This window comes from Geodermatophilus sp. SYSU D01045, from assembly GCF_054050295.1.
Genome location: NZ_JBJGZB010000015.1, coordinates 16,725 through 42,709 on the forward strand (window position 1 = coordinate 16,725; position 25,985 = coordinate 42,709).

Sequence of the window (25,985 nt, forward strand, 5' to 3'; positions counted from 1 at the left end):
CCCGGGCCCCGGCCATGCTGGGCGCCGTGGCTGCGCGCATCGTCTACACCGACCTCGACGGCACGATGGTCGGACCGCGGGGGTCGTTCTGGCACGCGGCCGACGGTTCCCCCACCGCCGAGCCGGCCGCGGCCCTGCTGGAGCTGCACACCGCCGGGGTCGCGCTGGTGATCGTCAGCGGGCGCACCGCCGACCAGGTCACCGAGGCGGGGCGGATCTTCGCCGCCGACGGCGCGATCGCCGAGCTGGGCTCGCTGGTGACGTGGAAGGGCGGCCGGGAGCGGCACGGGCTGACCGGCGAGCTGCCCGCCGAGTACGCGGGCCGCACGCCGATGGACGTGATGGCCGAGCTCGGCGTCGTCGACGCGCTGTGCGCCGCCCACCCCGGCCGGCTGGAGTGGCATGCGCCCTGGCACACCACGCACGACGGCGACGCGCTGCTGCGCGGGTTCGTCGACCCGCTCGCCGTCGACGCGTGGCTGGCCGAGCGCGGGTTCGGCTGGCTGACGCTCAAGGACAACGGCGCGATCCCCGCCTCGGCCCGGCTGCAGCTGGCGCCGGAGGGACAGCTGGCCCGCGTCTACCACCTGATGCCGCGCGGCATCTCCAAGGGCGCGGCGATCGCGTGGGACCTCGAGCGGCGCGGCGTCGACCCCGCGGACGCCGTCGCGATCGGCGACAGCGTCAGCGACCTGGAGATGGCGCCCGCCGTCGGCCGGTTGTGGATCACCGCCAACGGCGCGGAGGTCGACGGCATGGCCGGGCTGCTGGGCGCCGTCCCGAACGTGTCGGTGACCGACGCGGCGATGGGCGTCGGCTGGGCCCAGGCGGTCAGAGCCTCGCTCTAGCTCGTGACGTCGCGCCGGGTGAAGTGGCGGAAGCCCAGCGCGGTGAAGACCGCGGCGTAGACCAGCGACTGGACCACGCCGCGGAACAGGTCCGAGGAGTCGACCGGTGTCTGCAGCAGGTCGGTCCAGGCGAACTCCTCCGCGGTGGGGAACCAGTCGCGGATCGACCCGAGCTGCTCGACCTGGTCGAGGATGGCGAACACGACCGTCGTGAACACCGCCCCGCCGACGGCGGCCAGCGGCGCGTCGGTGACCGTGGACAGCCAGAACGCCAGCGTGCCGACGACGAGCAGGTGCACGGCGAGGTAGCCGAGCATCCCGGCCAGCCGGAGGAACCCCTCGCCCTGCGACAGGGTCACCCCGATCGGCGTCTCGATCTCGCCGAACCCGAACGCGAGGCCGCCGGCGACCACCGCGACGACGGCGAGGGTGAGCAGCGCGCCCACCGACTGGACCAGCGCCGCGAGCCACTTCTGCCGGAGCAGCCGCGTCCGGGGCACCGGCGTGGCCAGCGTGTAGCGCAGCGAGCCCCACTGCGCCTCGCTGGCCACCGTGTCGCCGAAGAACAGCGCGTAGACCACGACGAGGAAGAACGACGTCGTCGCGAACAGCACGAACAGCGTGAAGTTCAGCCCGCTGGCGGTGGCGACGTCGACCAGGTTGATCCGGCTGTTGGTCTGCGCCTCCTCGCTCGCGCCCAGCTGCAGCGCCGCGATGAGCACCAGCGGCAGCGCCACCATCGCCACGAAGACGCCGATCGTGCGGCGCCGCTTGAACTGCCGGCGGAGCTCGACCGACAGCCGCAGCGTCCGCTCGGGCCGGTAGCCGGCGACGGCGCCGGTGGGCTGGACGTGCTCGGTCGCGGTCACGACTCCCCCACGAGTGCCAGGAACGCGTCCTCCAGGCGGCGGCGCGGCGTGAACTGGTCGACGGCGACGCCCGAGCCCACCAGCGCCTGCAGGGCCGCCGCGCGCGAGGTCCCCGGGCCGAGGTCGGCGACCAGGCCCTCGTCGGTGCGCTCGACGGTGACCCCGGGCAGCCCGGACAGGACGGCGGCCGCGCGGTCGGCGTCGGCGTCGTCGGCGAGCCCGACGAGCACCGCGCCACCGGTGCCGACGATCTCCTCGACCGTCCCCTGCGCGATCTTCTGCCCCTTCGCCATGACCACCACGTGGGTGCAGGTCTGCTCGATCTCGCTCAGCAGGTGGCTGGAGACGATGACCGTGCGACCGGTGGCGGCGTAGTCGCGGAGCACCTCGCGCATGGCGTGGATCTGCGGCGGGTCCAGCCCGTTGGTCGGCTCGTCGAGGACCAGCAGGTCCGGCAGGCCGAGCATGGCCTGGGCGATCGCCACCCGCTGGCGCATGCCCTGGCTGTAGCGGCGCACCGGCCGGTCGATGGCGGCGCCGAGGCCGGCGACCGCGATCGCCTCCTCCACGTGCGCGTCCTCGGCCGGGCGGCCGGTGGCGGCCCAGTACAGGCGCAGGTTGTCGCGGCCGGACAGGTGCGGCTGCAGCCCGGTGCCCTCGACGAAGGAGCCCAGCCGGGACAGCACCGGCGCGCCGGGGCGGACCGCGTGGCCGAACACGGTGATCCGCCCGGAGTTCGGCCGGATCAGCCCCATGAGCATGCGCAGCGACGTCGTCTTGCCCGCACCGTTGGGGCCGAGCAGGCCGAGCACCTGGCCGCGGCGGACCTCGAAGGACAGGTCGCGGACGGCGACGAAGCCGTCCTTGTACGCCTTGGTGACGCTCTCGAAGCGCAGCGGCACGTCCTCGCCGTCCGGCTCCACCTCCGAGGTGACCCGGCGCCGGCGGCGGCCCCACAGCACCGCGGCGAGCCAGCCGAGCAGGCCGAGCGCGACGACGGCGCCGAGCAGCCACCACCAGCGGGAGGTGCCGCCGTCGGCCTGCGGCTGCCCCTCGACGGTGGGCACGGCCAGCGCGGTGCCGCCGTTGCCGGCCCCGGCGAGGGCGACGGAGTAGACGGTGGCCTCGGCCGGCAGGGCGAAGGCCTGGTCGGTCGAGGAGACGACGACGCGCATCGTGTGCCCGGCCTCGAAGCGGTGCACGATGCCCGGCAGCGTGACCGCGACCTCGGTCGGCGCGGCCGGGTCGGTCGACAGGCCGGTGAGCGCCAGCGGGGCCACCAGCCCGCCGGGCAGCGTCTGCGCGCCGTCGGGGCCGACGTCGTAGAGCTTGGCGAACAGCGTGGCACTGCCGGTGGGCGAGGCGACGGCGAGCTCGACGGTCGGCGCGCCGACCACCTCGACCGCCTCGTCGAGCGGGTCGCTGGCGAACGCGGCGAACTGGCCGGGGATCTCCACGGCCCGGCCGCCGAGCGCCGAGGCGAGCGCGCCCAGGCCCGGGACGGTGGTGATCGCCGCCGGGGTGCCGCCGGCGGGCGTGACCACCGGCTGGGTGCCGCCGTCGAGGGCGACGCTCTCCCGCTGCGCCGGGTCCCCGCCGTCGAGGCCGGGGTAGGCGCCCGCGAGCACGCTCTGGGTGCCGCCCTGCACGCTGCCCAGCCCGCTGCCGAGGCCGGTGGGCGCGGGGAACTCGAAGCCGGTGCCGGGGTCCTCGCCGCGGGCGGGGTCGTCCTCGTCGTGCAGGTACCAGTCGAACCAGCCGGCGACCTGGTCGCGCAGCTCGGCGGCCTCCCGCTCCGACGGCGGGGAGTCGTGGCCACCGGCGTACCAGACGACCTTGACCGGGGTGCCGTTCGCGGCGATGCCGCGGGCGTTGGCGTCGGCCTGGCCGAGGCCGAACAGGGAGTCCTCCGTGCCCTGGACCAGCAGGGTCGGCGCGGTGACGCGGTCGAGCACCGCGGCCGGGCTGCTGCGGTCGAGCACCGCGGCCACCTCGGGCGTGAGCGTGCCCGAGGCGGCGGCGGTCTGGTAGGCGGCGCACACGTCGGCGCGGAACCGGCCGCAGGTCAGCGCCTGCTCCACCGCCGCGGGGTCCACCGACGACGGGTCGACCGGCAGGGTCGGCGGGGCGTCGCCGGAGACCGGGGCCGCGTCGCCGGTGCCGCCGGTGCCGCCGGTGTCCTCGCCGTCCTCGGTCTCGGCCGCTCCCCCGCCGCCGAGCGCGTCCAGCAGCCCGCCGGTGGGCGCGGCGCCCACGCCGAAGAACAGCCCCGCCCACAGCCGCTTGTAGACGCCGGCGTCGGCGGTCTGCGGCGTGGCGGCGGGGGTCTGCGCGTCGGCGGCGCCGGTCTGGGAGGGGAAGAGCGCGGCGGTCAGCGAGTTCCAGGTGATCTGCGGCGCGATGGCGTCGACCCGGTCGTCGTAGGCCGCGCCGAGCAGCGACAGCGCCCCGCCGTACGAGCCGCCGGCCACGCCCACCCGCGGGTCGCCGTCGCCGTCGAGGAGGACGTCGTCGCGGCCGGCGAGCAGGTCGAGCAGCGTGGACAGGTCGGCGACCTCGTAGCGCGGGTCGTCCAGGCCGATCTGGCCGGTGCTCGCGCCGAACCCGCGCGCGGAGTACGCGAGGACGACGTAGCCGCGGCCGGCGAGGTCCCGGGCGTCGTCGGCGACCGACTGCTTGCTGCCGCCGAAGCCGTGCGCGAGGACCACGGCCGGCGCGGGGTCGTCGGCGGTGGCCGAGGCCGGGAGGTAGAGCGTGGTGTCCAGCTCGACGGCGTCGGCGCCCGAGCCGGAGGGGACGCGCGCGTCCTCGGTCCGGACGTCCTCGGCGGCGGCCGCCGGGGTGGGCAGCGCCCCGACGAGGGTGCCGGTGAGCAGGAGGGCGAGCAGGGCGCCGGCCACCCCGCGGGCGCCGGGGCGCGGGCGGGGTGTCACGGGCCCGCGGAACGGACGCACGCTGCGGCCAACGGACGGTGCCGCGCCGGGGTTCCGCGGGTGTCGGGACGGGGTGCGACGCGGAGCGGTCAGGGCTGGAGCCCGCCGGTGACGACGACGACCAGACCGGGGTCGGGCACGTCCGGCACCTCGAAGAACCGCACCGCGGGCCCGGTGGTGATGCCCGGGAAGGCCTCCATGAGCTGCAGGGCGGACTGGCGCTGCGACTCGTCGCCCTCGTCGAAGAAGACGGTCGTGGCGGCGACGTCCCCGCCCTGGTAGGCCCCGACACCGGCCGTCGTCCAGCCCTGGGCGGCGAACGCGGTGGCGACCTCCGCGGCCAGCCCGCCGGTCTGCGTGGCGTTGAGGACGGTCACCGGCACCCGCACCGGGGTGCTCGGCGCCTGCTCCACCGGGGGCAGCGGCTCGGCCGAGAGCGGGGGCAGCGGGCCCGACGAGGGCGCCGCCGACACCGACGCCGGCGCCGACGGCTCGCTCGTGGGCGTCGTGGCCGAGCCGGTCTCCTGCGCCGCCGGGGAGGTGAAGCTGTAGACGCCGAGCACGACCAGCGCGACGACGACGACCGCCAGCAGCGCGACCCCGGTGCGACGGCGCGGCGGCGCGTCCTCGCCGTCGGCGGCGCGCAGGGCGGCGCGGGAGACCCCGGCCCGGCGCGCGGCCCTGCGGCGCTCGGCCTCCAGGGCCTGCCGCTCGGCCTCCTTCGCCTGGCGCTCGGCGCGCACCGCGGCGCGGTTGCCCACGACGCCGGTGCCGCCGGTCGACGGCCCCGTCTCCGGCTCGGCGTCGCGGTCCCGCCGGTCCCCGTCGCCCCGTGCCCGGTCCCGGCGGCCCGCGACCTCGCGGTCGGGGATCGCCTCGGTCAGCGGCGCGGCCGGGGCGCGGTCGCCGGCCCGGTCGCGGGACACCTCGCGGTCGGGGATCGCCCCGGTCGCGGGGGCGGGCGCCCGGTCCGCGGACGCCACGCGGTCGCGGGACACCTCGCGGTCGGGGATCGCCTCGGTCGGCGGGGCGGCCGGCGTCGCGGTGCCCGCACCGGAGGGGCGGGTCCAGTCGCGGTAGCCGTTCGCGGCCGGGCTCCCGTCCGGGGTGCGGTCCCGGGGCTGCGCGGGCTCGGCCGCGGGCGGGGTCTGGGTCCGGCCCCGGGCCGGCGGGCGGGCCGGCTGGTCCCAGGGGTCCAGGGGCGCCGCCGCCGGCTCGGCGGCCTCGGCGTCGGGCCGGGGGACCGCCTGGAACGGCGCGACCGTGGTCTCGGGCGGCGCGGGGCGGGCCGACGCCTGGGGCGCCGGCCGGGAGGCGGCGGGGGGCTGGGGCGCCGGGCGGGAGACGGCCGGCGACTGCGCGGTCGGCGGCCCGGCCGCCGGGCGGGCCGGCGGCTGGGGCGCGGGGGCCTGCCGGGTGGCCGCGCCGGCGGCCACGGGCGCGGGCACCCGCGGGCGGGCCGCGGCGGGCGGCGCGGGGCGGGACCGGACGGCCGGCGCCTCGGGCTGCGGCGCGGGGACCGGCGGGCGCTCCGGCTCGGCCGGGCGGGCGGGGGCCGCCGGCCGCGCGGCCGCGGCGGGGCGCGCGGACCGGCCGGTGAGCCGGCGGCGGTCGGTCTCGTCGCCGGCGCCGAGCAGCGCGTCCCGGCGGCGGTCGGCGCGGCTGCGGCCGGGACCGGGCGTCGTCGGGTGGTCGCTCAGCTCGGCGGCGCCGGGGTCGACACGGGGACTGCGCGTCGTCGGCAGGTCGGGCAGGGGTTCGCTGGGGTGGTCGGTGCGCCGCCGGCCGCCGGCCACCGGGGCTGACGGCCGGTCCGGTTGGTCACCGCCTGGTGCCGCATGCCTGCCCACGGTCACCAAATCTAGAGGGCGGACGAGCCCTTGCCCAGCACGTGAGGCGAACGCCGCTGCCGCCGCGCGGTGCGCAGCCGGCGCAGGCGGCGGACGAGGAGGGGGTCGGCCTCGAGCGCGGCCGGGCGGTCGACCAGCGCGTTCAGCACCTGGTAGTACCGGGTCGGGGGCAGGCCGAACCGCTCGCGGATCGCGGTCTCCTTCGCGCCGGGCTGGCGCCACCACTGCCGCTCGAAGGCCAGCATCTCGTGCTCGCGCCGGGTCAGGCCCGCGGGTTGCGCGGGACCCTCACCGGACTCCGAGCCCCCCGGCGGGGAGACCGCGGGGTCGGGGTCGGGGGTCATGGTCGGGTCCGTTCGATCGGGGGGAAGCCGTCACCCACAACGGTAGGCCCGGGGGGTGACAGGCCACAGCCCGAGACGCGCGCGATCAGGCCGCGGCAGGCACCTGCTCGGCGGCCGCCCGGCGGCCGGCGGCCCGGGCCGAGCGCAGGCTGTCCACGGTGAACACCGCCAGCGCCGCCCAGACGATCGCGAAGCCGGCCAGCCGCGCCGGGGGCATCGGCTCGTGGAACACGAAGACGCCGAGCGCCAGCTGCATGAGCGGCGTGACGTACTGCAGCAGCCCGACGGTCGACAGCGGGATGCGGCGGGCGGCCGCGGCGAACAGCAGCAGCGGCACCGCGGTCGCGACGCCCGAGGCCACGAGCAGCAGGAGGTGGCCGGTGCCCTCGGACCCCGCGGTCCCCCGCCCGGTGGCCTGCAGCACGCCGAGGAAGACCAGCGCCGGCAGGAAGGTCACCGCCGTCTCGACGAACAGGCCCGGCGCCGCCTCCACCCGCACCAGCTTCTTGAGCAGGCCGTAGCTGCCGAAGGTGGCGGCCAGCGCCAGGGCGATCCACGGCGGCCGGCCGTGGTCGACGGTCAGGACGACGACGGCCACCGCGGCCAGCCCGACCGCGACCCACTGCAGCGGGCGCAGCCGCTCGGCGAACACGACGACGCCGAGCAGCACGCTGACCAGCGGGTTGATGAAGTAGCCGAGCGAGGTCTCGACGACGTGCCCGGAGTTGACGCCGTAGACGAAGACCAGCCAGTTGGCCGCGATGAGCACCGAGGCCCCGGCCAGGACGAGCAGCGTGCGCCGGTCGGTGACCGCCGCGCGGACCAGCCCCCACCTGCGCAGCGCGGTCAGCAGCACCGCCACGAACAGCAGCGACCAGACGATGCGGTGGGCGACGATCTCCACCCCGCCGGCCGGCTCCAGCAGCGGGAAGTACAGCGGGAACAGACCCCACAGTCCGTAGGCGGCGAGCCCCGCTGCCGTGCCCAGCCGCCGCTCGTCCACGGCGGGCACCGTACGCCGCGCGGTCAGGTGGTCTGGATGTAGTCGACGAGGTGGTCCCGCTCGTCCTGCAGCTCGTCGAGGCGCGCCTTGACGACGTCGCCGATGGAGACGATCCCGAGCAGCCGGCCGTCCTCGACGACGGGCACGTGCCGGATGCGGTGGTCGGTCATCGTGCGCGCGAGGTCGTGCACCGAGGCGCCGGGCACGCAGGTGCGCACCTCGGCGGTCATCAGCGCCGACACCGGCCCGTCGAGGACCTCCGGTCCGGAGGCGTGCAGGGCCCGGACGACGTCGCGCTCGGAGACGATGCCGTCGACGGCCCCTCCCCCGCGGGAGACCACGAGCGCGCCGATGCGGTGCTCGGCGAGCAGCGCGAGGGCGGCGCGGACGGGCTGGTCCGGCGCGACGGTGACGACGTCGGGGCCCTTGCGGCGGAGCAGCGAGGCGATCTGCACGGGAGCCCTCCCTCCGGCGAGGGTCGCAGTGTCCACCCGCCGCCGCGCGGGGGCAACGGCCCGGACGGGACGGTCCGGTCCGGGTTCCCGCGGTGGACGGCGGGGCCTACCGTCGAGGCGTGCGCACCCAGCACGCCGCGCCCGCGACGTCCCGCCGCCCCACCGTCCTGCAGTGGCTCCGCTACGCCGTCGGCGGCGGGCTGCCCCGGGAGCTGTCGCCGTGGGTCCTGTCGGACACCACCCGCCCGGGATGGCTGCGCCGGCACATCGCCCGCTCGCTGGTGCAGCTCGCCCCGCTGGTCGTGATCTGCCTGGTCGCCGTCCCCGTGGGGATGGGCTACCGGCTGACCGCGGCGGCCGGGGGGCTGATGGTGGGGCTGATGTACTCGCTGGCGTTCGTGGTGGAGACCACCGAGCACCGCGTCGCCAAGGCCGGCTACCCCGCCGGCACCGCCGCCCGGCTGCGCGAGGAGCGCGCCGAGCGGGCGCGGGCGGCCCGCGCCGAGCGGCACCACCCCTACCGCGTGGGCGGGGCGGGCAGCTTCGACTGAGCCGACGGGGGGACTCGAACCCCCAACCGCCCGATTACAAGTCGGGTGCGCTACCAGTTGCGCCACGCCGGCGGGACACGGGGACGGGTCCCGGCCTCCAGGATAGGGACCCTCGGCCGGCCCTTCGTCCCTGGACGGGCGACGACGGCCCCTGTCAGCGTCGTCCGCGCGGCCGGCTCGTCGCCGGGCCGGGTGGGGAGGCGCACCGTGGACCTGCGACGTGCCGCTCCGTGGGCCCGCGCGGCCGGGGTCACCGGGATGGCCGCGAATGCGCTGCTCGTGGCCTTCTACGCCGTCGAGGCCGGACGGCGCCGGGTGCTGCCGGTGTCCCTCGGATCCGCCAACGACGTCGTCGGGTCGGTCGGCACGGCGCTGATGGTGCCGGTGGTGCTGGCGGTCAGCCCGGGCCGGTGGGCCCGCCGGTCGGGGCTCGCCGCGACCGGCGTGCTCACCCTCGCCGGGCCGGCGCTCGTGCTCGGCGTGGTGCCCTTCCCCGTGCAGGCGCCGGTCGCCGTCGGTGCGTTCGAGGTGCTGGCCGGCTGGGTGGTGCTGACCTGCCGCGGCCGACGCGGGACCCTGCCGGACACGGTGACCCGGCTCGGCGTGCGGGCCGGTGGCGCGGTGCTCGCCGGCAGCGCCGCGGCCGGGGCCGGGCTGCTCCTGCCGGAGGGGTCCCTGCGCCGGCGGATCGCGTTCGCGGCCGGGGGCACACCCGCCGTGCTCGGTGGGCTCGCCGTGCCGGTGTGGTTCCTCCGCCTGGGCCGGGCGCTGTCCTCCGCCGTCCCGGCCGACGACACGGGTCGACCCTGAGGTCCCTGCTGCCGATGCTGACCGCGTGGCACCGATCGACGACCCGGCCGGGCTCCTGCCGCTGGACCGGACCCAGCTGGACGCGCTGCGCGAGCACCTCGACGACGTCATCGCGGCCGGCGGCTGCGACCGGACCCACCGCGCCACCGACGCCTGGGCCGCCGGGCACGGCATCGCCCTGGACCGGCTGCACGAGGGGCTCGAGGAGTACGGCGGGTTCTGCGACTGCGAGGTCGTGATGAACGTCGACCCCGCCGCCGTCTTCGACCCTCAGGCGGCCGCCGGGCCCTCGCGCAGGTAGCCGGCCGGATCGCTGCCGGGCAGCGGCCCCTCCGCCAGCCAGCGGGCGAAGCCGGCGGGGTCGCGGCGCTCGAGCTCGTCGAGGACGTCCTGGCGGCGGCGGACGACGGCCTGCCGCGCCACCGGGTCCAGCCGGCCGGCCAGCGCCGCCGTCGTGCTCAGCCACTCGCGGCCCAGGGCCGCGGTCGTCAGGGTCGCCACCGGCGGCAGGGAGGTGACCGTCCCGACGGCCTCCGCCGGGCGGGCGCCGGCCACCGGCCGCTGCGGCACGGCCGCGGCGAGCCCGCTGCCCGCCGGCGCGTCGTCGGGGGCGGCCGGCCGCGCCGGGCGGCCGGTGTGCAGCAGCCACAGCCCGAGCCCGCCGAGGAAGAGCACCGCACCGGTCAGCGCCGTGAGCGCCGGGCCGCCCAGCACGGCGACGCCGGACAGGAACAGCAGCACGCCGATCGTGACGGCGCCGGCCCGCCAGGCCGCCTCCAGCGGCGTGTAGCGCGGCGGCCGGCCGTCCTCGTGCGACTCGCGCGCCACGCCGCCGGCCAGGCAGGAGGTCACCACCGCGGCCAGCGCGACGGCGAGCAGCCCCGGGGGCCGCAGGGCGAGGCCGCCGACGACGGCGACCGCGACGGCGGTGAGGGCGGCGAGGCCCACGAGCAGGCGGGCGGGCAGACCGCGGGTGGACACGAACAGCCTCCAGGAGCGCAGGCCGGGCAGCGGGGACCCGCCCGCTCCCAGGGGAGCGACCGGGCTCCCCCTCTACCCCGCGACGCTCCCGTCGCACACGGTGGTCGGCGTGTCGCGGGCGGCCGGGTCGTGGACGGCAGGATCGGCGGCCGTGGGGACCTCCGTCGTCGAGCCCGGCCTGCCGCTGGCCGTCGTCCTGGTGCTGCTCACCGCGCTGGCGGCGGCGGGCGGACGGCTGTCCGGGCTGGGGCAGGAGCGGCCGGTCGTCGTCGCGGCGCTGCGGGCCACCGTGCAGCTGGCGGCGGTCTCCGCCGTGCTGCTGGTCGTCGTCCGCTCGCTGTGGCTGTCGGCGGCGTTCGCGTTGCTGATGGTCGGCGTCGCCGCGGTCACGGCGGCGGGGCGGGTCAGCGGCCTGCCGCTGCGGGCGCCCGGAGCCCCGCGCCGGGTGGGGGCCGCGGCACTGGCGGTGGCCGGCGGCGCCGCGCCGGTGGTCGCGCTGGTGCTGGCCAGCGGCACGGTGCCGCTGCGCGGCGAGGCGGTGATCCCGGTCGCGGGCATCCTGGTCGGCGGCGCGATGACGGCGACGTCCCTGGCCGGCCGGCGGCTGCGCGAGGAGCTGACGATCCGCCGCGGGGAGGTCGAGGCGGCCCTGGCGCTCGGCCTGCTCCCGCGCGACGCGGTCCTCGAGGTCGCCCGGCCCTCCGCCGCGACCGCCCTGCTGCCGCCGCTGGACCAGACCCGCACCGTCGGCCTGGTCACGCTGCCCGGCGCCTACGTCGGCGTGCTGCTCGGCGGGGGCGGCCCGCTGGCCGCCGGGGCCGCCCAGCTGCTGGTCCTCGTGGGGCTGCTGGCCGCCGAGGTGGCGGCCGTCTGGGTGGTCACCGAGCTGGTCGCCCGCGGCCGGGTGCTGCCGGACCTCCCCCGCTGAGGACCTCCAGACACCTCACAGGCGCTCCGCAGGGCCCCGCCAGACGCCGGGCCCACAGTGGTCACCAGAGCGGCGGACGGCCGCCCAGGAGGAGGACCACAGCAGTGAACGGACACCCGTACCCGAACCCGGCGCAGCCGACCGGTGCGACCCCGGGCTGGACCCCGCCGCCGTCCGGCGACTCCTGGTACCCGCCGGCCGGCACCGCGACGGCGACCCTGCCGCCGCCGGCGCCCTCCCCCGCGCCGGCGCCGGAGGGACGGCGGGCGGGCCGGCTCCGGATCGGGGTCGCCGGCCTGCTCGCCGGGGCGCTCATCGGCGGCGGCGCCGGGGCCGGGGTCGTCGCCCTCACCTCCGACGGCGGCAGCAGCGGCAGCGGCACGGCGGCCGCGGCGCAGTCGGTGGTCATCACCGACCCGGAGAACGCGACCGCGGTGACCGCCGCGGCCGCCAAGGCCTCCCCCAGCGTCGTCACCGTCTACGTGACCAGCGGCTCGGGCTCGGGCAGCGGCTCGGGCGTGGTGCTCTCCGACGACGGCTACGTGCTCACCAACAACCACGTCGTCACGCTGGACAGCGGCACGGACAACGCCGCGATCCAGGTGCGCACCTCCGACGGCACCCTCTACGACGCCACCGTCGTCGGCACCGACCCGACCTCGGACCTCGCCGTGATCCGGCTGCAGGGCGCCGGCGGGCTCACCGCGGCCACGTTCGCCGACTCCGACGACGTGCAGGTCGGCGACCTCGCCGTCGCGATCGGCGCGCCGCTCGGCCTGTCCGACACGGTGACCGACGGGATCGTCAGCGCCACCGACCGCGCAGTGGCCACCGGCTCCACCCAGGACGACGCCACCGTCATCGACGCCCTGCAGACCGACGCCGCGATCAACCCCGGCAACTCCGGCGGTGCGCTGGTCGACGCCTCCGGCGAGGTCATCGGCATCAACACCGCGATCGCCTCGGTGGCCTCGGGTGCGCCCGGCTCGTCGTCGCAGAGCGGCAACATCGGGGTCGGGTTCGCCATCCCGAGCAACACCGCCCAGCGGATCGCCGAGGAGATCATCGACACCGGCTCGGCCACCCACGCCGTCCTCGGGGTCCAGGCGCAGACCGCCGGCGCGAGCGGCTCGTCCGAGGTGGGCACCGGCGCGCAGGTCGTCCAGGTGCAGCCCGGCGGGGCCGCCGCGGACGCGGGCCTGCAGGCCGGCGACGTCGTCACCGCGGTCGGCGACCGGGCGGTGACCACCTCCACCGAGCTGACCGCCGCGATCCGCGACTCGGCCCCCGGCGACCAGGTGGACCTGACCGTCCAGCGCGGTGGTGGGACGACGACGGTCGAGGTCACCCTCGGCAGCAGCGCGGGCTGACCCCCTCCAGCCCGGGATGGCACCCTCCCCCGCCTCTAGGCTGGGGAGGGTGTCGTCGTCTGTGAGCGCCCCGCTCGCCTCCTCGCTCGACGACCCGGAGCGCGCTGCCGGACTACGGCGGATGAAACGGCTGGCCACGGGGCTGTTCCTCCTCGCGGCGGCCGTCTTCCTCGCCTGCGTGCTGCTCGGCGACACCGCCGGGCCCTGGGTCGGGTACGTGCGGGCCACCGCCGAGGCCTCGATGGTCGGCGCGCTGGCCGACTGGTTCGCCGTCACCGCGCTGTTCCGGCACCCGCTGCGGCTGCCGATCCCGCACACGGCGATCATCCCGCGCAAGAAGGACCAGATCGGCGCGAGCCTGGGCACGTTCGTGCAGGAGAACTTCCTGACCCGCTCGGTCGTCGAGGACCGGCTCGCCGCCGTCGACGTCCCCGGCCGGCTCGGTGGCTTCCTGGCCGCGCCCGGCCGCGCCGAGCGGCTGGCCGGCGACGCCGCCGCCGGGCTCACCGGCCTCACCGACCTGCTCCGCGACGACGACCTGCAGCAGGCCGTCTCCGGCCTGGTCGACCGCAAGCTGCACGCGACGCCCGCCGCGCCGGTGCTGGCCCGGGTCCTGGAACTGGTGGTCGACGGCGACCGGCACCAGGAGGTGCTGTCGGCGGCCCTCCGCTACCTCGCCCGGTTCCTCGAGGAGAACCGCGTCGTCTTCCGCGCCCAGCTCGGGGACGCCTCGCCGTCCTGGGTGCCCAACTGGGTCGACGACCGGGTGTTCGACCGCGTGTTCGCCGGCGTCGAGGGCTTCCTGGAGGAGGTCGGCGAGGACCGCGACCACGAGCTGCGACGGGTCTACGACGCCCGGCTGCGCGCCTACGTGCACGCCCTGCGCACCGACCCCGACACCGCCGCCCGCGTCGAGGGGTTCAAGAAGGAGCTGCTCGACCACCCGGCGGTGCGCACCTGGTCCTCGTCGCTGTGGACCAACGCGAAGACCTCGTTCCTCGCTGCCGCCGCCGACCCCGACTCCGAGCTGCGGTCCCGGGTGACCGGCATCATCCGCGACGCCGCCCGGCTGCTGCAGACCGACCCGCTCGTGCGCGAGCGGGTGCAGCGGCAGTCGGTGCGCGTGGCCGGCTACCTGGTGGAGCGCTTCGCCGGCGACCTGGCCGACGTCGTCGGCAGCACCGTCGCCCGCTGGGACACCGAGGAGACCAGCCGCCGCATCGAGCTGCAGGTGGGCCGCGACCTGCAGTTCATCCGCATCAACGGCACCGTCGTCGGCGGCCTCGCCGGGCTGGTGATCTACACCCTCGCCCAGCTCCTCGGCTGAGCCCACCCCGGCTCGGCTCATACCAGCCGGAAGCCGCTCCACGCGAAGCCCGGCGAGACGACGCAGGTCACCAGCACCTCGTCCTCCGCCGGGTCGGTCGCCTGCCGGACGCCGGCGGGCACGAGCACCTGCGGCTGCGCCGCGTCCAGCACCGTGCGCTCGGCGCCCACGTGCAGCACCAGCGCGCCGGGCCCGTGCCAGAGCCACAGCTCGTCGGCGTCGACGGTGTGCGGCGCCGAGCGCTCCCCCGGCGCGAGCAGGAACAGGACCGCCGTCGCGGCCGGGCGGTCCCTGACCACCGCCGGTGAGGTCCAGGTGCGCCGGTACCAGCCGCCCTCGGGGTGCGGCTCCAGCCCGAGCCGGGCCGCGGTGGCTGCGACCGACGAGCGGGGCCCGGAGGGTCCCCGAGGAGGGACGCGTCCGCCGGAGCTCACGGCACCGGGGGGACGGCACCCGGCCGCGGCGCGGTCCGGCAGGACCGCAGTGTCACCGCCGGGCCTGGGCCGCGGCGTAGAGGGCGATGGACGCCGCGACGCTCACGTTGAGCGACTCGGTGTCGCGGGTGATGGGGATGCGGACGACGACGTCGCAGCGCTCGCGCACGAGCCGGGACAGCCCCGCGCCCTCCGCGCCGACGACCAGCGCCACCGGGTCGGCGAGGCCGTCGTAGTCGGCGATGTCCACGTCGCCGTCGCCGGCCAGGCCGACCGTCGTGAGCCCGGCGTCCTGGTAGGAGGCGAGCGCGCGGGCCAGGTTGACCGCGCGGGCCACCGGCAGCCGGGCGGCGGCGCCGGCGCTGGTGCGCCACGCCGAGGCGGTCATCCCGACCGCGCGCCGCTGCGGCACGACGACGCCGTGCGCGTCGAAGGCGGCCGCCGAGCGGACCACCGCGCCGAGGTTGCGCGGGTCGGTGACGCCGTCCATGGCCACCACCAGCGGCGGGCGGCCGGAGTCGCGGGCGACGTCGAGCAGGTCGTCGGGGTGGGCGTACTCGTAGGGCGGGACCTGCAGCCCGATGCCCTGGTGCAGCGCGCCGTTGGACATCCGGTCGAACTCGGCCCTGCCCACCTCCAGCAGCGGCAGGCCGCGGTCGGCGGCCAGCTGCACCGCCTCGGTCACCCGCTCGTCGGCGCGGGCGGTGTCCCCGGTGACGACGTACAGCGCCGTCGCGGGGATCCGCGCCCGCAGCGCCTCGACGACGGGGTTGCGGCCGAGCAGCAGCTCCGGCGCCTCCTCGGCGCGCTGGCGGCTGCGGTCGCGCTCGGCGCGGCGGCGGGCGTCGGCCTGCGCGCGGCGCTGCGCCGGGTGGCCCGTGCGCTTCTCGGCCGGCGGGGTCGCCCCGCGGCCGGCCAGCGACCGGCGGTTCTTGCCGCCGGTGCCGGCGGTGGCGCCCTTCTTGCCCGCGCCGCTCGTGCGGCCGCGGCGCTGGCTGTTTCCGGCCATCAGCGGGTCAGCTCCCATCGGGGTCCCTGCGGGGTGTCCTCGACCTGCACGCCGAGGGCGGTGAGCTGGTCGCGCAGCGCGTCGGCCGCCGCGTAGTCCTTGCGGGCGCGGGCGGCCTGGCGCTGCTCCAGCGCCAGCCGGACCAGGCCGTCGGTGACCTCGGCCAGCCGGTCGCCGGCGCCCCCGCCGGCCGCCCAGTGCGGGTCGAGCGGGTCCAGCCCCAGCACGCCCAGCATGCCCCGCACGGCGCCGAGCGCGTCGGCCAGCGCGGCGTCGTCGCCCTCGGCCAGCGCGGTGTTGCCGGCGCGGACGACGTCGTGCACCACGGCGACCGCGGCCGGGGTGCCGAGGTCGTCGTCCATGGCCTCGCGGAACGCCGCCGGCAGGCCGGTCGGGGTGTCCCGGCCGCAGCGCTCCGCGGCGCGCTGCACGAACGACTCCAGCCGCCGGTAGGCCGCCCCCGCCTCGGCCAGCGCGGTGTCGGTGAACTCGACGGTGGACCGGTAGTGCGGCGCCACCAGGTAGTAGCGCAGCTCGACCGGCCGCACCCGGCGGACCACCTCGTCGACCAGCGCGGTGTTGCCCAGCGACTTGCTCATCTTCTCGCCGCCGAGGGTGACCCAGCCGTTGTGCATCCAGTACCGGGTGAACGGCAGGCCGGCGGCCATCGACTGGGCGCGCTCGTTCTCGTGGTGCGGGAAGCGCAGGTCCAGCCCGCCGCCGTGGATGTCGAACTCCGCGCCGAGGTAGCGCCCCGCCATCGCCGAGCACTCCAGGTGCCAACCGGGCCGGCCGGGGCCCCACGGGGTCGGCCAGCTCGCGGTCTCCGGCTCGCCGGGCTTGTGCGCCTTCCACAGCGCGAAGTCGCGCGGGTCGCGCTTGCGCTCGTCGGTGTCGGTGTCGGCGGCCGGCTGCAGGTCGGTCAGGGCCTGCCGGGTCAGCTCGCCGTAGCGGGGGAAGCTGCGGACGTCGAAGTAGGCGTCGCCGTCGACGGTGTAGGCGTGCCCGCGCTCCACCAGCCGCTCGACCAGCGCCACCATGTCCGTGACGTGCCCGGTCGCGCGCGGCTCGTAGGTGGGCGGCAGGACGCCGAGGGCGTCGTAGGCGCGGGTGCAGGCCAGCTCGTTCGTGTAGGCCCAGGCCCACCACGGGACGCCGTGCTCGGCGGCCTTGGCGAGGATCTTGTCGTCGATGTCGGTGACGTTGCGGACGTAGGTGACCTCGAGCCCACCGGCGGTCAGCCAGCGGCGCAGGACGTCGAAGGCGACGGCGGCGCGCACGTGCCCGACGTGCGGCGGCCCCTGGACGGTGAGCCCGCAGACGTACACCGAGGCCTCGCCGGGACGCAGGGGCGTGAAGTCCCGGACCGCGCGCGCGGCCGTGTCGTACAGGCGGAGGCTCACTGCGCGGAGTCTACGGAGCGCAGCGTCAGCCCAGCGCGGAGTCCACGGACCCCGTCCGGACGACCAGCGCCGTCGCGAGGGCGGCCCGCCCCTCGCCGCGGCCGACCAGGCCCAGCCCGTCCGTGGTGGTGGCGGTGACGCTCACCGGGGCGCCCAGCGCCGCGGACAGCGCCGCCTCCGCCTCGGCCCGGCGCGGACCGAGCTTCGGCGTGGGCGCCACGAGTTGGACGGCCGCGTTGCCGACCCGCCACCCGGCGGCGGCCAGGGTCTCCCGCACGTGCTCGAGGACGGCGACGCCGCGGGCGCCGGCCCAGCGCGGGTCGTCGGTCCCGAGCAGCCCGCCGATGTCGCCGAGGCTGGCCGCGGACAGCACCGCGTCGGTGAGGGCGTGCGCGACGACGTCGCCGTCGGAGTGGCCGGCGCAGCCGTCGGCGCCGGGCCACTCCAGCCCGGCCAGCCAGCACTCCCGGCCGGCCTCGACCGGGTGCACGTCGACGCCGAGGCCGACCCGGGGCAGGTCGTCGCTCACCGGGCCGCCTGCAGCGCGGCCAGGTGCAGGTCGTGCGGCACGGTCACCTTCGCGGCGCGCTCGTCGCCGGCCACGGTGGTCACCGGGACGCCGTCGGCGCGCACCACGGCGGCGTCGTCGGTGAGCTCCGCAGCATCCACGAGGGCGTCGTCCAGCGCGGCGTACGCCGCCACCAGCACGGCGCGGTCGAAGCCCTGTGGCGTCTGCACCCGCCGCAACGACGCGCGGGGCACGGCCTCGGTGACCGTGCCGGCCGCGTCGACGACGACGGTGGTGTCCACGACCGGCAGCACCGGGACCACGGCGGGCGCGCCGGCGGACAGCGCGGCCAGCACGCGGGTGACGACGTCCGGCGGGGTCAGCGGACGGGCGGCGTCGTGCACGAGGACGGCCTCGGCGCGGGAGCCGGCGGCCGACAGCGCGGCACGGACCGAGGCGGTGCGGGTGGCGCCGCCATCGACCAGCGCGACGCTGCCGGGCAGGACGGCGGCGAAGGCGTCGCGCTCGGCCGCGGGCACGGCGACGACGACCTCGGCGACGCCGCCGGCCAGCAGCGTGTCGACCGCCCAGGAGACCAGGGGGCGGCCGGCCAGCTCGACGAGCGCCTTGGGCTTGTCCGCCCCCAGACGCGAACCGCTCCCGGCCGCTGCGACGATGCCGACAGCGGACACGGGAGCGGTCCGGTGGAGCGAGGGTGCGGGGGTCAGCTGGCGAGGACCTCGTCGAGCAGCACCTCGGCCTTGTCCTCGTTGGTCCCCTCGGCGAGCGCGAGCTCGCTCACCAGGATCTGGCGGGCCTTGGACAGCATCCGCTTCTCGCCGGCGGAGAGGCCACGGTCCTTGTCGCGGCGCCACAGGTCGCGGACGACCTCGGCCACCTTGTTGACGTCGCCGGAGGCCAGCTTCTCGAGGTTGGCCTTGTAGCGGCGCGACCAGTTGGTCGGCTCCTCGGTGTGCGGGGCCCGGAGGACCTCGAACACGCGGTTGAGCCCGTCCTGACCGACGACGTCACGGACGCCGACGATCTCTGCGTTGTCGGCCGGCACGCGCACGGTCAGGTCGCCCTGGGCGACCTTCAGCACGAGGTAGGCCTTCTCTTCACCCTTGATGACCCGCGTCTCGATCGCCTCGATCAGAGCGGCACCGTGGTGCGGGTAGACGACGGTCTCGCCGACAGTGAAGCCCATGTGTGTGTGACCCCTTTCGCTGTACCCAGGTTAGCACGGCACACTGGCGGCCGGAACGGTCCGCCGATGGATATCCGCAGGTCAGAGGCCTGGTGAAGTACCCGGGAGGGGTTGACAGCGCGTGGTCGGTGTGCCTGCACGGGCCTCGCGGGGTGCCTCGGTCCGTGCGCTCGTCCTGGCCACGCACGCGCCGCCGGCGGTCGCGGTCACCGTCGTGGCGACCCTCCTGGCGGTCACCGCGCAGGTGTCCCCGGGGCGCGTGGTGCTCGTGGGGCTGGCCGTCCTCGCAGGTCAGGCGTCCATCGGGTGGAGCAACGACTGGCTCGACGCCGACCGCGACCGCGCCGTCGCGCGCGCCGACAAGCCGGTCGTGCAGGGCGCCGTCGCGCCCGACACGCTGCGCTCGGCGGCCCTCGGCGCGGCCGCCGCGGCCGTCGTCCTGTCCCTGGCGCTGGGCTGGGTGCCCGGACTGCTGCTGCTGGTGCTCGTGGCGAGCGGTTGGGCCTACAACGCGGGTCTGAAGCGCACGGTGGCCTCCGGGCTCCCCTACGTCACCGGTTTCGGCGCCCTGCCCGCCGGGGTGGTGGCCGCGGCGCCGGGCACCCCGGCCGCGCCGTGGTGGCTGCCCGCCGCCGGCGCGGCGCTGGGCGCGGCGGCCCACCTGGCCAACGTGGCCCCCGACATCGCCGACGACCTGGCGACCGGCGTCCGGGGCCTGCCGCACCGGCTGGGTCCCCGCGTGTCGGCGGTGGTGGGTGCGCTGCTGCTCGGGACGGCGTCGCTGCTGCTCGTGCTGGGCCCGGCCGGCCCGCCCGCGTGGTGGGGCTGGGCGGGGCTGGTGCTGGCGGTGCCCGCGGTCGCCGTCGCCGCCCTGGCCGGGACGGCGCCCTTCCGCCGGCTGGCCTTCCCGGCGGTCCTGCTGCTGACCGTGCTCGACGTGGTGCTGCTGCTGGCGGGCGGGGCCGCGCTCACCTGAGCGCGGCCCCGCCGTCGGTCACTTCCGGCCGTTGCCGTTGCCGTTGCCGTTGCCCTGGCCGTTGCCGCCACCGTTGCCGTGGCCGTTGCCGCCGGTCGTGGTGGTGGCGACGGGCGCCTCGGGGGCGGGTGCCGGGGCGACGACCTCCGGCTCCTCGGTGACGGGCTCCGTCGCCGGCTGCTCGGCCTGACGGGCGGCCTCGCGGGCGGCCTGCCGCTCCGCGTTGCGCTCGTGGGCCTTCTCGCTGACCCGCTCACCGGTCACCCAGCCGTTGCGGGCGCCCTGGCTGACCCAGTCGCCGTGGGACTGCCCCTCGGCCGGGCCGGCCTCCCACTGGTCCCGGGTGACCTCAGGGGTGGCCACCGGCTCCTCGACGGCGGCCTCCTCCTCGGCGACCTCCTGCTCGGCGACCTCCTCGGCGGCGGTCTCGTCGGTGCTGCCGTCCCCGGCCACCTCGTCGGTCGAGCCGTCGACGGTCCCGTCGCCCTCGTCGCCGGCCGGCGCGCCGCCGGTGACGGTGTCGCCGGTGACGGTGTCGCCGGTGACGGTGTCGTCGACGACGGCCTCCGTGCCGTCGCCGGCCTCGGTGACGGCCGCGGTGGCGTCCTCGGGCGCGACGACGGCCGCGGCGGTGCCCGCGGTCAGGGCGACCGCGACGGCGCCGCCGGCCGCGGCGGCCTTGGCGACCGCGGAGAGCGCGGCGAACTTGGCGGCGAGGGAGGTGATGAACATGCGGGTTCTCTTCCGTGAGGCCCGGGCGGGGTGCCCGGTCGTCCGCGTGGACGGGTCCGACTGGTCGGTGAGCAGACCGGTCGCCAGCAGCTCGGCCAGGGCCGCGTTCGGGCGGCCCGGCGCGGAGGCGGAGGACCGGACCGCGTCGGTGAACGCGGTCAGGTACCGGGCACCCTCGGGCACGGGACGGCCGGCGAGGCAGGCCTCGAGGGCCTCCTCCGCGGCTCGGGCGTCGGCTGGCGTGGTCATCTCGCCCCCGTCATCGCCGGACGGGCCCGCAGGGGTGCGCGGCCCGTCGTCGTCTCCCTCGTCGGGGTGGTCCCGGCGGGCTCCAGCTCCTCGCGCAGCCGGCGCAGGCCGCGCCGCTGCAGCGCCTTGACCGAGGCGACCGACCGGCCCGTCACGGCGGCGACCTGCTCGACGGTGAGGTCGGCCAGGACCCGCAGCAGCAGGACCGAGCGCTGGTCCTCCGGCAGGCCCGCGCACAGCCGGTGCACCGCCTCGGCGCCCAGCCGGGTCAGGACGTCGTCCTCCACGTCCCCGCCGGCGACCTCGGGCAGCAGGTCCGCGCCCCCGTCGGCCAGCAGCGGGCGGCGGCTGCGCCGGCGCAGGTCGTCGACCAGCCGCCGGTGGGCGATGGTGAACACCCAGGACCGCAGCCCCGCCTCGTCGCCGGTGAAGCCGGACAGCCCGCGGAAGACCGCGAGGAACGTCTCGCTGGCCAGGTCGTCGGGGTCCGGGGCGCCGTGCAGCCGCAGGTAGCCGGTGACCGCCGGGGACAGGTCCCGGTAGAGCACCTCGAAGGCCCACGCGGCGCCCGCCCGGGCCGCCGCGAGGACGTCGTCGAACGCGGCTCCGACCGCCATCAGCACCTCCCGTGCCGTCCCCCGTGCAGGGGGAGGCATCGGCAGGCCGGACGGGGAACTGGACCGCCCGTCCCCCGATCAGGGGGCGGAGGTGCCCCGGGCGGCGTCCCGCCCGACGACGAGCGGCAGGTCCTCCAGCCGGTCCAGGCCCTGCAGCGGGCGGCGGATCAGCAGCACCGGCTGGCCGGGCGCGTCGAGGAAGTGCGGGCCGAGCGGGTCGGCGGAGGTCCACCGACGCGTACCGGGCGCCCGTTCGGGGAAGTCAGCGAGGGCAGGGTCGCGCGGCTCTCCACCGGCACCGGGTCCGGGGCGCCCCATCGGCCTCACCTCCCGGCGGACACGGTGGGCGGACCGTTAGGCTCGGCGCGACTCGGGCCATCGAGACGCACGGTGGCCGGCTGCTGTTTCCCCGTGGAGGTCGACCGCTGTGAACCGCGCGCTGCGCGCCGCCGTGATGGGTGCCCTCGTCCTCAGCCCGGTCGCGCTCGGCGCCTGCAGCGCCGGCCAGATCTCGCAGACCGGCACCCAGGACCGCGACAAGGTCGGCCCCCAGGCGCAGGTGGAGGACATCCTGCTGCGCCAGGTGCTGCTCGCCCCGCCCGAGAACGGCCGGTACGAGGAGGGCGACGACGCCGAGCTGATCCTCACGATCGTCAACGCCTCCGACTCCGACGACACCCTCACCGGCATCGAGGGCGAGGGCTTCGACGGCGTGCTGGTCTCCTCGACCGGCCCCACCCCCTCGCCGTCGTCCCCGGCCGGCAGCTCCCCCACGGCCACCCCGACGCCGGGCAGCACCGGCGCCACCCCGGGGGCGTCGCCCTCCGCCGGCGCGACGGCGAGCACCCGGCTCTCGCTGGACGTCCCCGCCGACACCGCGCTGTACATCGGGGGCGAGGACGGCGCGACGATCACGCTGCAGGACCTCAGCGAGGAGCTGACGGCCGGGCAGACCCTGACGCTCACCCTGTCCTTCGAGCAGGCCGGCGAGATCACCACGCAGGCGCTGGTGGCCGGTCCCGACGAGGAGATCGACCGGGGCGAGGCGTTCGACTTCCACGAGGGCGAGGAGCCGGAGAACCCGGAGAACGAGGAGGACACGCAGTCCGAGTGAGGCCTGCCGCGTCCTCCCCGGGAGTGTCGGTACCCCCACCTACCGTGGCGGTGTGCCCTCCGGAGTGAAGCCCGCCCGTCCCGCCCACCGCTGCACCGAGTGCGGCTTCTCGTCGGCGAAGTGGATGGGCAAGTGCCCGGAGTGCCAGGCCTGGGGCACGCTGGTGGAGGTCGGGCCCGCCGCGCCGGCGCTCCGCTCGGTCGCCGCGGGCCCGGTCACCGCGCCCGCCCGGCCGATCGCCCAGGTCCAGCTCGACGGCGCGCGGGCGGTGCCCACCGGCATCCCCGAGTTCGACCGCGTCCTCGGCGGCGGCCTGGTGCCCGGCGCGGTGGTCCTCGTCGCCGGTGAGCCCGGCGTCGGTAAGTCCACGCTGCTGCTCGAGGTCGCCCACCGGGTGGCGGAGTCCAACGGCCCCACGCTGGTGGTCTCCGGCGAGGAGTCCGCCGCGCAGGTGCGGCTGCGCGCCGAGCGGATCGGCGCCCTGCACGACCGGCTCTACCTCGCCGCCGAGACCGAGCTGTCGGCCGTCCTCGCCCACGTCGAGCAGGTCGCGCCCTCGCTGCTGGTGCTCGACAGCGTGCAGACCGTCCGCTCCTCCGCGGTCGACGGGACCGACGGCGGCGCCACCCAGGTCCGCTCGGTGGCCACCGCGCTCACCGCCGTCGCCAAGTCCCGCGGGATGACGACGATCCTCGTCGGGCACGTCACCAAGGACGGCGCGATCGCCGGGCCGCGGGCGCTGGAGCACCTGGTCGACGTCGTCGTGTCCTTCGACGGCGAGCGGCACTCCACGCTGCGCCTGGTGCGCGCCACCAAGAACCGGTTCGGCCCGGCCGACGAGATCGGCTGCTTCGAGATCGGCGACGGCGGCGTGGTCGGCGTACCCGACCCCTCCCACCTGTTCGTCTCGCGCCGCACCGCCTCGGTGCCCGGCAGTTGCGTCACGGTGACCATGGAGGGCAGCCGGCCGCTGCTGGCCGAGGTGCAGGCCCTCGTCGCCACGAACACCGGCGGCGGCTCGCCGCGGCGGGCGGTGAGCGGGCTGGACTCGCAGCGGGTCGCGATGGTCAACGCCGTCGTCGAGCGGCGCGGCGGCGTCCGGCTGGCCGACGCCGACGTCTTCGCCGCCTCCGTCGGAGGGGTGAAGATCGCCGAGCCCGCGGCCGACCTCGCCCTCGCGCTGGCCATCGCCTCGGCGTCGCGGGACACGCCGCTGCCCGAGGGCATGATCGCCCTCGGCGAGGTGGGCCTGTCCGGGGAGATCCGGCGGGTCGGCGGGACCGGCCGGCGGCTGGCCGAGGCCGCCCGCCAGGGCTACCGGCTCGCGCTGGTCCCGCCGGACGCCGGCCAGGCGCCCAAGGGCATCCGGCTCATGGAGGTCCCCGACCTGGGGGCCGCCCTCGCCGGGCTCTTCCCCGGCTGAGCGCACTCCCCGCACCCCGCTCCCGACCGGCAGGTCGGCCTCCCACGTAGACTCAACCGCCGTACCGCGACGACGTCAGGAGCACCCGTGCCCCCCGCTGTGGACTCCGAGGTCGCCCTGCGCGAGCTGCTCGGCCGCATCGCCCCGGGGACCGCGTTGCGCGACGGCCTGGAGCGCATCCTGGCCGGCCGCACCGGCGCCCTCATCGTGCTCGGCTACGACCGGGTCGTGGAGTCCATCTGCACCGGCGGGTTCGCCCTCGACGTCGCGCTGTCGGCCACCCGGTTGCGCGAGCTGGCCAAGATGGACGGCGCGGTGATCCTGTCCTCCGACGGGCTGCGCATCGTGCGGGCCGGCGTGCACCTGATGCCCGACCCGACCGTGCCCACCGAGGAGTCGGGCACCCGGCACCGGACCGCCGAGCGGGTGGCCGTGCAGAGCGGGTTCCCGGTGATCTCGGTCAGCCAGTCGATGCACATCATCAGCGTCTACGTGGCCGGGCGGCGCTACACGCTCGAGCACCCGACGACCATCCTCGCCCGCGCCAACCAGGCCCTCGCGGCGCTGGAGCGGTACAAGCTGCGCCTCGACGAGGTCGCCAGCACCCTCTCGGCGCTGGAGATCGAGGACCTGGTCACCGTGCGCGACGCGATGAGCGTCAGCCAGCGGCTGGAGATGGTCCGGCGGATCGCCGACGAGATCGAGGGCTTCGTCGTCGAGCTGGGCACCGACGGCCGGCTGCTGGCTCTGCAGCTGGACGAGATGCTGGCCGGCGTCGAGGAGGACCGCGCGCTGCTGGTGCGCGACTACCTGCCCGCCCCGGGCACCCGCCGGCCGCGCACCATCGAGGACGTGCTCGCCGAGCTGCGGGGGCTGTCGGCCACCGAGCTGCTCGACCTGTCCGCCGTCTCGCGCTGCTACGGGCTGCCCACCTCGGCCGACGCGCTGGACTCCCCCGTCAGCCCGCGCGGCTACCGGCTGCTGGCCCGGGTGCCGCGGCTGCCCGCGGCGATCATCGACCGCCTGGTCGACCACTTCGGCGGCCTGCAGAAGCTGCTCGCGGCCACCATCGAGGACCTGCTCGCCGTTGAGGGCGTCGGCGAGGCCCGGGCCCGGGGCATCCGCGAGGGCCTGTCCCGGCTGGCCGAGACCTCGATCCTCGACCGCTACAGCTAGCCGGCGGCCCACCACCGACGGAGGGGGAACGGCCTCCCTGCAGGGGCCCGCCGCGAGCCTGCGAGCGGTGGGGGGGCGGGGAGGTCCTTCGTCAGGTGATGCTGAGGACGGCGTCCGGGCTGGTCTTGGTGTCCAGCCGGGCGCGCAGCACGTACTGACCCGGGGCCACCGCGACGCGCGCCGCGGTGCAGGTCGGCTCGCTGGTCAGTCCGCTCCAGACCAGTGGGAACACCACCTGCTCACCGGGCTGCAGCGTGCGGGTGTCGCTGCTGGTCTCGGGCTGGCAGTCGTTGCTGCCCCACAGCCGGGCGCCGGCCGCGTCGAGCAGCACCATCTCCTGCACCTGCTTGTCCAGCACGCGGGTGCACGGCACCGCGGCGGTGTTGGTGACGACGAGCTCGAGCGTCGGCGAGGAGCCGGCGGCGACCGTGCCGGGCGTGCGCACCTCCAGCGCGACGACGTCGTCGACGCACGGGGCGCCGGCCTGCTGGACCGGGCCGGCCGGCGCGGGGGGTGCGGCCGGCGTCGGGGTGGGCGGCGGTGTGGGGGTCTGCACGCCGGCCACCGACGGGAGGACCCGGTCGAGGGCGGGCGGCTCCGCCGAGGCCGACGCCGTCGACGCCGCCTCCGAGGTGCCGGCGGCCGAGGCCGGGCTCCCCGAGCCGCCGCTCACCAGCGCCACCCCGAGCCACGTCCCGCCGCCGAGGACGGCGACGAGCAGGAGGAGCACGAGCAGCCGCCGTCGCCAGTAGACGGCGGCCGGCAGGGGCCCGACCGGGTGCAGCACAGGGGCGACGGTAGTGCGCGCCTCCGGGCCGTCCCCACAGGGCACGCCGCGGCCGGGGGCCGGGCCCGGCGCGGGGCACAC

At 77.2% G+C, this 25,985-nt stretch carries 28 protein-coding genes and 1 tRNA gene; 11 read left to right on the plus strand and 18 right to left on the minus strand.

Annotated features, from left to right (window positions below; genetic code table 11):
• Positions 1-26: 26 nt before the first annotated feature.
• Positions 27-848, plus strand: a complete 822-nt coding sequence (locus ACI798_RS13855) for an HAD family hydrolase (RefSeq protein ID WP_457048170.1) — start codon at positions 27-29, stop codon at positions 846-848.
• Here ACI798_RS13855 and ACI798_RS13860 read toward each other — a convergent pair.
• From ACI798_RS13860 to ACI798_RS13885, 6 genes are all read right to left on the minus strand, one after another.
• On the minus strand, positions 845-1,717 hold the full coding sequence (locus ACI798_RS13860) for an ABC transporter permease (RefSeq protein ID WP_456942631.1): 873 nt from the start codon (positions 1,715-1,717) through the stop codon (positions 845-847). The genes ACI798_RS13855 and ACI798_RS13860 overlap by 4 nt on opposite strands.
• Positions 1,714-4,650 carry an alpha/beta fold hydrolase gene (locus ACI798_RS13865; protein ID WP_457048171.1) on the minus strand — a complete coding sequence of 979 codons (2,937 nt, stop codon included), beginning with the start codon at positions 4,648-4,650 and terminating at the stop codon, positions 1,714-1,716. The genes ACI798_RS13860 and ACI798_RS13865 overlap by 4 nt, the downstream gene beginning before the upstream one ends.
• An 89-nt stretch (positions 4,651-4,739) precedes the next feature.
• A complete protein-coding gene (locus ACI798_RS13870; protein WP_457048172.1) occupies positions 4,740-6,446 on the minus strand; it encodes a LytR C-terminal domain-containing protein in 1,707 nt (568 codons plus the stop codon).
• Positions 6,447-6,511: 65 nt separating this feature from the next.
• On the minus strand, positions 6,512-6,844 hold the full coding sequence (locus ACI798_RS13875; RefSeq protein ID WP_457048173.1) for a DUF3263 domain-containing protein: 333 nt from the start codon (positions 6,842-6,844) through the stop codon (positions 6,512-6,514).
• 85 nt (positions 6,845-6,929) lie between these two features.
• The gene (rarD, locus tag ACI798_RS13880) at positions 6,930-7,847 is read right to left on the minus strand and encodes an EamA family transporter RarD (RefSeq protein WP_457048174.1); all 918 of its coding nucleotides are present in this window, start codon (positions 7,845-7,847) and stop codon (positions 6,930-6,932) included.
• A gap of 23 nt (positions 7,848-7,870) precedes the next feature.
• Positions 7,871-8,302 (minus strand): CBS domain-containing protein, encoded by a 432-nt coding sequence (locus ACI798_RS13885; protein WP_456942636.1) that lies wholly within the window; start codon positions 8,300-8,302, stop codon positions 7,871-7,873.
• 119 nt (positions 8,303-8,421) lie between these two features.
• On the opposite strand from ACI798_RS13885, the gene ACI798_RS13890 reads away from it, so the two are divergent.
• Positions 8,422-8,853: a DUF5313 family protein gene (locus ACI798_RS13890; protein ID WP_456942637.1), complete on the plus strand. Its 432-nt coding sequence runs from the start codon at positions 8,422-8,424 to the stop codon at positions 8,851-8,853.
• Here ACI798_RS13890 and ACI798_RS13895 read toward each other — a convergent pair.
• A tRNA-Thr gene (locus tag ACI798_RS13895) sits at positions 8,853-8,925 on the minus strand. The two genes, ACI798_RS13890 and ACI798_RS13895, sit on opposite strands and share 1 nt — an antisense overlap.
• A 135-nt stretch (positions 8,926-9,060) precedes the next feature.
• On the opposite strand from ACI798_RS13895, the gene ACI798_RS13900 reads away from it, so the two are divergent.
• Both ACI798_RS13900 and ACI798_RS13905 read left to right on the plus strand, forming a co-directional pair.
• Positions 9,061-9,663, plus strand: a complete 603-nt coding sequence (locus ACI798_RS13900) for a hypothetical protein (RefSeq protein ID WP_456942638.1) — start codon at positions 9,061-9,063, stop codon at positions 9,661-9,663.
• A gap of 25 nt (positions 9,664-9,688) precedes the next feature.
• Entirely contained in the window at positions 9,689-9,964 is a 276-nt protein-coding gene (locus tag ACI798_RS13905; RefSeq protein WP_456942639.1) for a DUF2695 domain-containing protein, read from the plus strand.
• On the opposite strand, the gene ACI798_RS13910 is transcribed toward ACI798_RS13905, so the two are convergent.
• Positions 9,934-10,644 (minus strand): hypothetical protein, encoded by a 711-nt coding sequence (locus ACI798_RS13910; protein WP_456942640.1) that lies wholly within the window; start codon positions 10,642-10,644, stop codon positions 9,934-9,936. The genes ACI798_RS13905 and ACI798_RS13910 overlap by 31 nt on opposite strands.
• A 151-nt stretch (positions 10,645-10,795) precedes the next feature.
• On the opposite strand from ACI798_RS13910, the gene ACI798_RS13915 reads away from it, so the two are divergent.
• The 3 genes from ACI798_RS13915 to ACI798_RS13925 all read left to right on the plus strand — a co-directional run bounded on the left by ACI798_RS13915 (position 10,796) and on the right by ACI798_RS13925 (position 14,269).
• Positions 10,796-11,572: an ABC transporter permease gene (locus tag ACI798_RS13915; protein WP_456942641.1), complete on the plus strand. Its 777-nt coding sequence runs from the start codon at positions 10,796-10,798 to the stop codon at positions 11,570-11,572.
• A 104-nt stretch (positions 11,573-11,676) separates the two neighbouring features.
• A complete protein-coding gene (locus ACI798_RS13920) occupies positions 11,677-12,942 on the plus strand; it encodes a S1C family serine protease (RefSeq protein WP_457048175.1) in 1,266 nt (421 codons plus the stop codon).
• 49 nt (positions 12,943-12,991) lie between these two features.
• Positions 12,992-14,269 (plus strand): DUF445 domain-containing protein, encoded by a 1,278-nt coding sequence (locus ACI798_RS13925; protein ID WP_456942643.1) that lies wholly within the window; start codon positions 12,992-12,994, stop codon positions 14,267-14,269.
• Between the two features lie 17 nt (positions 14,270-14,286).
• Here ACI798_RS13925 and ACI798_RS13930 read toward each other — a convergent pair whose 3' ends face one another.
• Genes ACI798_RS13930 through ACI798_RS13955 form a run of 6 tightly spaced genes read right to left on the minus strand, consistent with a single transcriptional unit; the run spans position 14,287 to position 18,830 of the window.
• Complete coding sequence (locus ACI798_RS13930) at positions 14,287-14,703, minus strand: cupin domain-containing protein (RefSeq protein WP_457048176.1); 417 nt, start codon at positions 14,701-14,703, stop codon at positions 14,287-14,289.
• A gap of 52 nt (positions 14,704-14,755) precedes the next feature.
• A complete protein-coding gene (gene rlmB, locus ACI798_RS13935; protein ID WP_456942645.1) occupies positions 14,756-15,712 on the minus strand; it encodes a 23S rRNA (guanosine(2251)-2'-O)-methyltransferase RlmB in 957 nt (318 codons plus the stop codon).
• Positions 15,712-17,115, minus strand: a complete 1,404-nt coding sequence (cysS, locus tag ACI798_RS13940) for a cysteine--tRNA ligase (protein ID WP_456942646.1) — start codon at positions 17,113-17,115, stop codon at positions 15,712-15,714. Before cysS ends, rlmB begins: the two co-directional genes overlap by 1 nt.
• Before the next feature lie 25 nt (positions 17,116-17,140).
• The gene (gene ispF, locus ACI798_RS13945; protein WP_457048177.1) at positions 17,141-17,644 is read right to left on the minus strand and encodes a 2-C-methyl-D-erythritol 2,4-cyclodiphosphate synthase; all 504 of its coding nucleotides are present in this window, start codon (positions 17,642-17,644) and stop codon (positions 17,141-17,143) included.
• Positions 17,641-18,315: a 2-C-methyl-D-erythritol 4-phosphate cytidylyltransferase gene (gene ispD, locus ACI798_RS13950; RefSeq protein WP_456942648.1), complete on the minus strand. Its 675-nt coding sequence runs from the start codon at positions 18,313-18,315 to the stop codon at positions 17,641-17,643. Before ispD ends, ispF begins: the two co-directional genes overlap by 4 nt.
• A 32-nt stretch (positions 18,316-18,347) precedes the next feature.
• Positions 18,348-18,830, minus strand: coding sequence for a CarD family transcriptional regulator (locus ACI798_RS13955; protein WP_073418385.1), 483 nt, complete (start codon positions 18,828-18,830; stop codon positions 18,348-18,350).
• A 130-nt stretch (positions 18,831-18,960) separates the two neighbouring features.
• Between ACI798_RS13955 and ACI798_RS13960 the strand changes: the two genes are divergently transcribed.
• On the plus strand, positions 18,961-19,806 hold the full coding sequence (locus ACI798_RS13960; RefSeq protein WP_456942649.1) for a UbiA family prenyltransferase: 846 nt from the start codon (positions 18,961-18,963) through the stop codon (positions 19,804-19,806).
• 18 nt (positions 19,807-19,824) lie between these two features.
• On the opposite strand, the gene ACI798_RS13965 is transcribed toward ACI798_RS13960, so the two are convergent.
• The 3 genes from ACI798_RS13965 to ACI798_RS13975 form a co-directional block, all read right to left on the minus strand.
• Complete coding sequence (locus tag ACI798_RS13965; protein ID WP_457048178.1) at positions 19,825-20,787, minus strand: hypothetical protein; 963 nt, start codon at positions 20,785-20,787, stop codon at positions 19,825-19,827.
• Positions 20,784-21,404, minus strand: a complete 621-nt coding sequence (locus ACI798_RS13970) for an RNA polymerase sigma factor (protein ID WP_456942651.1) — start codon at positions 21,402-21,404, stop codon at positions 20,784-20,786. The genes ACI798_RS13965 and ACI798_RS13970 overlap by 4 nt, the downstream gene beginning before the upstream one ends.
• Positions 21,405-21,482: 78 nt before the next feature.
• Positions 21,483-21,722: a hypothetical protein gene (locus tag ACI798_RS13975; protein WP_457048179.1), complete on the minus strand. Its 240-nt coding sequence runs from the start codon at positions 21,720-21,722 to the stop codon at positions 21,483-21,485.
• A 109-nt stretch (positions 21,723-21,831) separates the two neighbouring features.
• On the opposite strand from ACI798_RS13975, the gene ACI798_RS13980 reads away from it, so the two are divergent.
• From ACI798_RS13980 to disA, 3 genes are all read left to right on the plus strand, one after another.
• Positions 21,832-22,518: a hypothetical protein gene (locus ACI798_RS13980; protein WP_457048180.1), complete on the plus strand. Its 687-nt coding sequence runs from the start codon at positions 21,832-21,834 to the stop codon at positions 22,516-22,518.
• Positions 22,519-22,570: 52 nt separating this feature from the next.
• Positions 22,571-23,941: a DNA repair protein RadA gene (radA, locus tag ACI798_RS13985; protein WP_457048181.1), complete on the plus strand. Its 1,371-nt coding sequence runs from the start codon at positions 22,571-22,573 to the stop codon at positions 23,939-23,941.
• A gap of 87 nt (positions 23,942-24,028) precedes the next feature.
• Entirely contained in the window at positions 24,029-25,117 is a 1,089-nt protein-coding gene (gene disA / locus ACI798_RS13990; protein WP_456942655.1) for a DNA integrity scanning diadenylate cyclase DisA, read from the plus strand.
• A gap of 91 nt (positions 25,118-25,208) precedes the next feature.
• Here disA and ACI798_RS13995 read toward each other — a convergent pair whose 3' ends face one another.
• A complete protein-coding gene (locus tag ACI798_RS13995) occupies positions 25,209-25,904 on the minus strand; it encodes a MucR family transcriptional regulator (protein ID WP_457048182.1) in 696 nt (231 codons plus the stop codon).
• Positions 25,905-25,985 lie beyond the last annotated feature (81 nt).

Coding starts and splice junctions, on each gene's coding strand:
- ACI798_RS13875 (WP_457048173.1), bottom strand. CDS start 6,844: ATGACCCCCGACCCCGACCCCGCGGTCTCCCCGCCGGGGGGCTCGGAG.
- rlmB (WP_456942645.1), bottom strand. CDS start 15,712: ATGGCCGGAAACAGCCAGCGCCGCGGCCGCACGAGCGGCGCGGGCAAG.
- ACI798_RS13955 (WP_073418385.1), bottom strand. CDS start 18,830: ATGGGCTTCACTGTCGGCGAGACCGTCGTCTACCCGCACCACGGTGCC.
- ACI798_RS13965 (WP_457048178.1), bottom strand. CDS start 20,787: ATGACCACGCCAGCCGACGCCCGAGCCGCGGAGGAGGCCCTCGAGGCC.
- ACI798_RS13970 (WP_456942651.1), bottom strand. CDS start 21,404: ATGGCGGTCGGAGCCGCGTTCGACGACGTCCTCGCGGCGGCCCGGGCG.
- ACI798_RS13975 (WP_457048179.1), bottom strand. CDS start 21,722: ATGGGGCGCCCCGGACCCGGTGCCGGTGGAGAGCCGCGCGACCCTGCC.